This is a genomic window from Janthinobacterium sp. BJB426, assembly GCF_002735705.1.
GTDB lineage: Bacteria > Pseudomonadota > Gammaproteobacteria > Burkholderiales > Burkholderiaceae_D > Janthinobacterium.
The window spans coordinates 48183-56775 of sequence record NZ_PDZL01000029.1; the positions used below are offsets into that span (position 1 = coordinate 48183).

At 66.6% G+C, this 8593-nt stretch carries 5 protein-coding genes; all 5 read left to right on the forward strand.

What is annotated here, in order from left to right; translation table 11 throughout:
* Positions 1–183 precede the first annotated feature (183 nt).
* The gene (locus CSQ93_RS26795; RefSeq protein WP_077402228.1) at positions 184–564 is read left to right on the forward strand and encodes a GntR family transcriptional regulator; all 381 of its coding nucleotides are present in this window, start codon (positions 184–186) and stop codon (positions 562–564) included.
* A complete protein-coding gene (locus CSQ93_RS26800) occupies positions 561–1433 on the forward strand; it encodes an ABC transporter ATP-binding protein (protein ID WP_099380652.1) in 873 nt (290 codons plus the stop codon). Before CSQ93_RS26795 ends, CSQ93_RS26800 begins: the two co-directional genes overlap by 4 nt.
* A complete protein-coding gene (locus CSQ93_RS26805; RefSeq protein WP_099380653.1) occupies positions 1430–2431 on the forward strand; it encodes a hypothetical protein in 1002 nt (333 codons plus the stop codon). The genes CSQ93_RS26800 and CSQ93_RS26805 overlap by 4 nt, the downstream gene beginning before the upstream one ends.
* 376 nt (positions 2432–2807) lie before the next feature.
* Positions 2808–3071, forward strand: coding sequence for a hypothetical protein (locus CSQ93_RS29115; RefSeq protein WP_158301382.1), 264 nt, complete (start codon positions 2808–2810; stop codon positions 3069–3071).
* 119 nt (positions 3072–3190) lie between these two features.
* The coding region (locus CSQ93_RS29705) for a hypothetical protein (protein WP_199534526.1) at positions 3191–8593 on the forward strand (5403 nt) is incomplete at its 3' end.

The window sequence follows — 8593 nt, forward strand, 5'->3', positions numbered from 1 at the left end:
CAAGTAAGATTTTCAAACACGCAACATTATAGTTTCCTTGTGGATATAAAAACATGAATATGTTGACATTTGAATTTTCACTGTTATAGTTAACTACAACACCAACTCAATACATCACGGAGCTTCGATGCCTACAGCATTTTTCACGCGCCGCACCGCCCCGCCCTTGTCGGAGCGCATCCCATGAGCGCGGAATGGAACGACAATAGCCCCATCTACCGGCAGCTCAAGGCCAGGGTGGTGGGCATGATGCTCGATGGCGTGCTGCAATCCGGCGACGCCTTGCCTTCGGTGCGCCAGGTGGCGGCCGATTATCAATTGAATCCCATCACGGTCTCGCGCGCCTATCAGGAACTGGTCGACGATGCCCTGGTAGAAAAACGCAGAGGACTCGGCATGTATGTACTGGAAGGCGCCCGCGACAAATTGCTGGCCAGTGAACGCGAGCGCTTCCTGCGCGAGGAATGGCCGGCCTTGCTGGAACACATCACGCGCCTGGGCCTCGATCTCGATCAACTATTGCAAGCGAGCCGCGACGGCGGCGCACACGGAGAGAACGCATGAATGCATTGAACAAGGACAGCGTCATCAGCGCGCGCGGCCTGAGCAAGCAGTATGGCAAGCAGGTGGCCATCGCCGGCATCAGCTTCGATATCGCGCCGGGCCGCATCGTCGGCTTGATCGGGCCTAACGGCTCCGGCAAGACCACCACCCTGAAAGCCATCCTGGGCCTGACGGGCTTCGAGGGCGACTTGTCGGTGCTGGGGCGCGATCCCCGCGTGCAGCGCGACGCGCTGATGGAAGACGTGTGCTTCATCGCCGACGTGGCCATCCTGCCGGGCTGGCTGCGCGTGGCCGACGCCATCGATTTCGTTGCCGGCGTGCATCCACGTTTCGACCGCAGCAAGGCTGAACGCTACCTGGCCCACACCAAGCTGTCGCCGAAGATGAAGGTCAAGGCCATGTCGAAGGGCATGGTGGTGCAGCTGCACCTGGCACTGGTGATGGCCATCGACGCCAAACTGCTGGTGCTCGACGAGCCGACCCTGGGCCTGGACATCCTGTACCGCAAGCAGTTCTACCAAAACCTGCTGGAAGACTATTTCGATGAAAACAAGACCATCGTCATTACCACGCACCAGATCGAGGAAGTGGAACACATCCTCAGCGACCTGATGTTCATTCGCGACGGCCAGATCGTCCTAGCGTCGAGCATGGAAGAGGTGGGCGAGCGCTACATCGAGGTGATGGTGGGCCCGCAGCACGTCAATCCGGCGCGCGCCCTGCAGCCGATCAGCGAACGCAGCGTGTTCGGCAAGTCGGTGATGCTGTTCGACGGCGTCGCCCGCACCCAGCTGGCCGCCCTCGGCGAAGTACGCACGCCCAGCCTGGCTGACCTGTTTGTCGCGACCATGAAAGGATCGTACCAATGAGTATTTCCCCTGTAAACAAGATGCAATGGCTGCTCCGGCGCGAGTTGTGGGAACACAAGGGCATGCTGGTGTGGACGCCGGCCCTGATCGGCGTCGTCATGACGGTGCTGGGCGCCCTGATGGCGGCCGCGACTGTCGCAAGGACCAAAATGCACACGGCGCTCATCGTCAACGGCGAGGAAATTTCCTGGAGCACCATCTTCAATACGCGCACCTTCGGGCCGCGCCGCACGGAAATCATCGACGCCGTCGCCAACAACTATACGTACGCGGCCGCGCCGCTGTTCCTGGCGCTGGGCTTCCTGGTGTTTTTCTATTGCCTGAGCGCCCTGCATGACGACCGCGGCGACCGCAGCGTGCTGTTCTGGAAATCGCTGCCCATTTCGGATGCACAGACAGTGCTGTCGAAAGCGGCCATCGCCCTGCTGGTCGCACCGCTGATCGTGGCTGCTGCAGCCAGCCTGACGTCGCTGGCCCTGATCCTGATCCTCAGCGGCGTACTGGCGGCCAACGGCATCCACGTGTTTGCCGAACTGCTCGCCACCCCGGGCCTGTACCTGGGACCGCTGCGCGTGTTCGGCTTGCTGCCCGTGTATTGCCTGTGGGCTTTGCCGACGGTGGGCTGGCTGCTGATGGTATCGAGCTGGGCCAAGTCGAAAGTCTTCCTGTGGGCCGTCGGCGTGCCGCTACTGCTGCTTATCCTGACAGTCTGGGCAGGCAAGCTGACGCAGACGGAAAGCGATCTCAGCTGGATACAGATGAATGTCATCGGACGCGCCCTGCTGGGCACTCTCCCCGGCAGCTGGTATCTGTTCGAACCGGAACTGCTGCCGCGCATGCACGCGCTGGCGGAAGGAGGATCGCACATGACGCGCATCGATGTGTTCAGCAATTCCTGGTCCAGCCTGGCCTTGCCAGCCGTCTGGCTGGGCGCGGCGGCAGGCGCGGCGCTGATTTACGCCGCCATCCGCCTGCGCAGCTGGCGCGAGGAAGGCTGACAGCGCAGGTTCTCTTCCCCATAAAAACGCCCCGCCCATCGGGGCGTTTTCCATTTTGCGCCCCATTCAGTTCGCTGAAACAATAACTACCTTATTGATAGTTATTATCAAAAATCCTCCTTGTTAAATACCAACTACCCAATCGATAGTAATAAATCGATATGATAATTACAAATAATTATTTCTATCGTATTTTATTCCCAATCACATTTGATAATCACCATACAAAAAAGCAACAACTAGCAATTCGATAGCGATATGTTTTTTGGATAAAAGGAACAGAAACACTGGCACATGTTGGCAGATTCAGCCTAAAAGCCCCATTTCGTGACAATTCGTGATTATTAGCCAAAGCAAAGCTTGCCAGAATAGAGTCATGCAAAGTGATCAAAATGAAATTGAAAGTTTCAAAATTGAAACTACCATCACAGTGGGAGCGGATATGAAGGGCCTGCAAATACCGCACCCTGCGAGTGAATCACACCTGGCAATCCAGTTACAAGAGAAACAAAATACAAAAAAAATGACGCCATATGAAACAACTATAAAAATGGCATTTTTAATGTTTCTGAATAAGTATTCTGTTGTACCAGCGTTTTTTTGCCAGTTATGTTTTACTTGCCATTATCGACATCGGTAACACCCAAGTTCGACCACGGCCCAAGCCTCGCCGGAGCAAGCAAGGAATCGAATCAGATTATTGATTTTTATTATTTTAGAAAATTGAACGAGTACATAACCTTTTCCGGAGACTTTCAAATGGCCACCACCCAAAATCCAGCACAAGTTCCCGTCAATGCCGAAGGCGCAGCCGCCAGGATCACGACGCCCGCAAAAAAAGCCGTCAATCCAAAAAATGGCGACCGCAAACAGTATGACGAAGACGAACTGATCAAAGGGGCCGATGCCAGCGCGACCATGCCGCCTGAAAATGTCGTGGAAGTCACGGGAAGCGCCGATAGCGGCAATGCCGCCGCCCTGGGCACGGCCGCGGCGGTGGCTGCAGCAGCAGCCTTGGCAGGCGGTGGCGGCAGTGCGGCCGCAGGCCAGGCTGGCAACGGCGGTGCCGATTCCGGCACACAGCAAAGCGATAACAACGGTGGCGCCGCAGGCGCTGGCGCTGGTGCCGGGGCCGCCGGCATCCCCAGCGGCAGTGTCGTCGATGTCGCCGGCGCTTCGGCTGGCGCAGGTGCAGGTGCGGGTGCCGGCGCTGCAGGCGGGTTGGGCGGACTTGGCGTACTGGGCGCGCTTGGCGGCCTTGGTCTGGTAGCCGCCGCGGCAGGCGGCGGCGGAGGTGGTGGCGCCGCAACTGGCGGCTCCGGCACGGGCGGCACGGGAACTGGCGGTACGGGCGGCACGGGTGGCTCGACCGGCGGCCAGGGTGGCACGGGCAATCAATCCACCACCACCACCGTCACCGATGCGGCCGTGCTGGCCGCCGCCGCAGCTATTGCCGCCGCCAACAATGCCCTGGCCGATGACGCCAGCGCCGCCGCGGCAGCAGCCACGGCAGCAGCTTCGCTGGCAGCGGCGAATGCCGCCATCCTGGCCGACCAACTGGCGGCACAGGCCGCAGCTGCGACGGCAGCAGCCTTGCTCGCGGCCAATAACGCCACCAGCGACGATATGCTGGCGGCCAGCACGGCGGCTGTTGTCCCCGGCGCGCAAGCGGCCGCTAGCGCCGCCACGAATGACGACAGCGCTGCCGCGGCCGCCGCCGCGACCGCGGCCGCATCCTTGGCCGCCACCACATCGGCGCAAAATGCCGATGCGGCTGCCGCCACGGCCGCCGCCGCCGCCGCCGCCGCGCACGCCGCTGCCGATGCGGCACAAACGCAAGCGGACCAGACCAACGCTCCGGCACTGCAAGCTATCGCCGATGCAGCCGATGTCGTCGCCGCCGCAGCCAACACCCAGGCAGCGCTGACCGATGCGGCGGCGCTTGGCATCATCTCTGCCAATGATGCCGCCGCTGCCGCAGCGGCGACGGCCTTGGCAGCTGCCACGGACGCCGCCGCGCTGGACCTGGCGGCAACCGCCGCCGCCAACGCCGCCGTCGCCGCAGGAATCCAGGCCAGCTTTACCGATGCCGATGCCCTGGCCCTCATCTCGGATGCGGATGCCGCCAGCGCCGCCGCGGCCGCCAGCCTGGCCGCCGCCACCGATGCCGCCGCCCTGGCTGCGGCATCGTCTGCCGCCACGACCGCCGCGCAAAATGCCGCTGCCCTCGCCGCCGCCAGCGACGCCGCGGCACTGGGCATCGCCGCCACCGCCGCCGCGAATGCGGCCACCGCCGCCGCCACGCAGGCGGGGCTCACCGACGCCGTCGCCTTGACCATGGCTGCGGACGCTGCTGCCGGCGTTGCCGCCTGGGACGCCTCGATCGCCAACGCCACCGACGCCGTCGCCCTGCAAGCGGCCGCCGATGCCGCCGCCACGGCGGCCGCCAATGCCCAGACGCAAGCGAATACGACGGACGCGCCCACCCTGGGCCTGATCGCCGACGCCGCCACCGCCGCGGCGGACGCAGCACAACTCGAGGCCGGCCTGACCGACGCGGCCGCACTGGCCCTGATTTCCGATGCCGACGCCGCCACGGCGGCCGCCGCCGCCCTGGCCGCCAGTAGCGACGCCGCCGCGCTCGACGCCGCCGCCGCCCTTGCCGCCACCGTCGCGGCGAATGCCATCGTCACTGCCAACCTGAGCGACGCGGCCGCACTGCAAATCACGGCCGATGCGGCAGCCAGCACGGCCACCGGCGCCGCCACGCAAGCGGCATTGACGGACGCGGCCGCCCTGCAAGTGATTTCCGACGCCGATGCCGCCGCCGCGCTGGCAGCGCAAACGACGGCCAACCAGACGGATGCGGCCGCCCTGGCCGCAGCCGACGCAGCCGCCGCCAGCGATGCCGCCAATGCGCAAACAGTGGCCGACCAGACCGATGTCGTCGCCCTGCAGCAAGCAGCCGACCAGGCCGATGCCGATGCCGATGCCGCCAATGCGCAAGCCAGCCTGCTGGACGTCAATGTCGCGCTCAATGCCTTCAATCTCGCCAACCTCGCCGCCCTAGCCGCCAACGTCACGGCTGGCCAAACCAGCGTGATCGACCTGACGGCCACCGTGAATGCCTTGCAGATCGATGCCGATGGCGCCGATGCCGATGCCAGCCTGACGGACGCCATCCTCCTGGCCGCGGCCTCCGCCGCCGATGCGCTGACGGCGACCGGCTTGCAAGTCACCGCCAACCTGACGGACGCCGTAGCACTGGCAGCCACCGCCGCCGCCGCCGTCTCGGCGGCGGAAATAGCCGCCGGGCTCGGCGGGATCGATATCTCGGCCGTCAGCGCCGCCGCTGCCGCACAGGCCGCCGCCACGACCGCGGCCGCCACTGCCGCGCTGACCGATGCCGGCGCGCTGGGTCTCGTGTCCACCGCCGACGCCGCCGCTGAACTGGCCGCCCAGGCCGCCGTTACCACGTTGACGGCCGCCAATACGCTGGCGCAAAACGCGCTGACCGCGGCACAATTCGTTGCCAACCAGACCGATGCCGTCGCCCTGGGCCTGGTATCGTCGGCTGCGAATGCCGCCGCTGCCGCCGCCGTGACGACGGCCGGCCAGACGGACGCCATCGCACTGAGCCTCATTTCCACCGCCGATGGCCTGGTTGCTGCCTCGGCAGCCAGCCTGGCCGCACTGACGGACGCCACCGCATTGGGCCTCATTTCCACGGCCGACGCCGCCGCAGCGGCCGCCTTGCAGACCACGGCCAACCTGACGGATGCCGCCGCACTGGGCCTGCTCGCCACGGCCGCTGCCGCCGCCGCCAATACGGCGACGAATGTTGCCAACCTGACCGATGCGGTGGCCCTGGGCACCCTCTCGACCGCCGCCACCACGGCCGCCAATACGGCAGCCGCCACCGCCTCGCTGACTGACGCCACGGCGTTAGGTCTCGTCGCCACGGCGGACGCGACTGCCGCCGCCGCCTTGCAAACGACAGCCAACCTGACCGACGCCGTGGCACTGGGCCTCGTCTCGACGGCCGCCAACACGGCCGCCAGTGCCGCTGCCGCCGTTGCCAGCCTGACCGATGCGGTGGCGCTGGGCACCGTCTCGACAGCCGCAACGGCCGCCGCCAACACAGCAGCGGCCACGGCCGCCCTGACCGACGCCGTGGCCCTGGGCTTGACGGCGACCGTCGACGCGGCCGCCGCCACCGCCGCGCAAACGACGGCCAACCTGACGGACGCCGTTGCGCTGGGCCTGGTCGCGACCGTCAATGCCACCGCCTCGACGGCGGCCGCCGCCGTCGCCGGCCTCACCGACGCCGTCCTGCTGGGCACGGCCCACACGCTCAACGTTACGGCCGCCACCGTGGCGGCTACCAAGGCCGCCTTGACGGATGCCGCCGCACTGACCACCGTCGCCAACAACGATGCCGCGAATGCCGCTTCCCTGGCCGCTTATTCGCAGGCCCATCCTTTAGATCTGGTGGCGGCGCTGGCGGCCACCGTCGCCGCCACCACAGCATCCTTGTCGCTCGCCGCCGCGCAATCGGCGCAGGCGGATGACGCGGCTGCCGCCTCGACGGCTGCCACGGCGGCAGCATCCCTGACCGCCCTGAACAATGCACTGGCGGCCGACAATGCCGCCACCGCCGCCGCCACCCTGGCCCTGACTTCCCAGGCGGCAGCCACTGCGGCGGCACTGGACGACACGCTCGCGGCCACCGCCGCCGGCGTGGCAGCCACCTCGCTGGCAGCGGCCCAGACGGCGCAGGCAGCCGATACCGCCGCCGCAGCGACGGCAGCGACGGCAGCCAATGCCCTGGCCGCCCTGAATGCAGCCTTGCAGGCAGATGCGAACGCGGCCGCCACGGCCGCTGCCGCCATCACGGCGAGCGCGGCCACCGCCACCGCCATTGCCGACGATCTGGCTGCGGCGACGGCAGCCACTGTCGCCAACGTCTCGCAAGCAGCTGCGCAAGCTGCACAACTGGCCGACAACGCCGCCGCCAGCGCCGCCACCATCGCCGCCAACGCGCTGGCCTCCCTGAATGCGGCCCTGGCCGACGATGCGGCCGCCGCTGCGGCGGTGCTGAACTCCACCAATGCAACGGCCGCCGCCGTGGCCGCCACCGCCGCCGACACGGCTGCCGCGGCCGCCGCCGCCGTGGCAGCCATTTCTGCCGCCGCCACACAGCATGCGCAAGCGGACGATATCGCCGCCGCCACCGCCGCCCTCACGGCGTCCATCTCGCTGGCAGCCACGCAAGCGGCGCAAGCAGCCGATCTCGCCGTCACCACGACGGCGGCGACGGCGGCAAGCGCGCTGGCCGCGCTGAACCAGGCCCTGAACGACGACAGTCTCGCCAGCGCGGCAGCCACCGCGGCGAGCAACGCACAAACGGCCCTGAATAACGCCACGACCACCCTCAACGCGGCGATACTGACGGCCAGCGCCTCGCTCGCCGCCGCCAATGCCGCCGCGGCAGACGACGCCACGGCGGCCAGCACGGCGGCAGCTGCGGCAGCGGCACAGCTCATTGCCGATGCCGCACTGCTGGCCGATGCAGGGCTGGCCGCGCTCGCAACGGCAGCCAACAATGCACTGGCCGCGGCCAGCGCGGCGCTGGCCGCCGACGATGCCGCCGCCAATGCCGCTCATACGGCGGCACTGTCGGCTGCCGCCACGCTGGCGGCGCAACTGGCCGATACGGCAGCCCTCAACGCCCATGCCGCGCTCAATGCGGCCATCGCCAACCTGACCGCAGCCGTGACGGCCGATATCAACGCCACGGATGCCGACAATGACAAGACGCTGAAACTGAATCTCCTCCTCGCCGCCCAGGGTGCGGCCGATGACGCGGCGCAAGCCAATGCAAATGCAGCAGCCGCCCATGCGGCGCTGGCGGCGGCGCAGGCCGACGATGCGGCGGCTGCCACCGCTGCCGCCAATGCGGTTGCCGCACATACGGCGGCGGTAGCGGCACAGAATGCCGATGCCGCCGCGGCAGCGGCGGCGGCGCAGGCGGCCACTTCCATGGCAGCCACCCTCAATGCCCAGGCCGACGACGCCACGGCGGCAGCGGTGGCAGCCGCCGCATCGTCGGCCTGCGCCGCCGCCAGCGCCGCATGGGCGGCTGCTGCATTTGCATTGGCT

Bases quoted from the DNA above. Each gene is read 5' to 3' on its own strand.
- CSQ93_RS26795 (WP_077402228.1), top strand. From the start codon at position 184: ATGAGCGCGGAATGGAACGACAATAGCCCCATCTACCGGCAGCTCAAG.
- CSQ93_RS26800 (WP_099380652.1), top strand. From the start codon at position 561: ATGAATGCATTGAACAAGGACAGCGTCATCAGCGCGCGCGGCCTGAGC.
- CSQ93_RS26805 (WP_099380653.1), top strand. From the start codon at position 1,430: ATGAGTATTTCCCCTGTAAACAAGATGCAATGGCTGCTCCGGCGCGAG.
- CSQ93_RS29115 (WP_158301382.1), top strand. From the start codon at position 2,808: ATGCAAAGTGATCAAAATGAAATTGAAAGTTTCAAAATTGAAACTACC.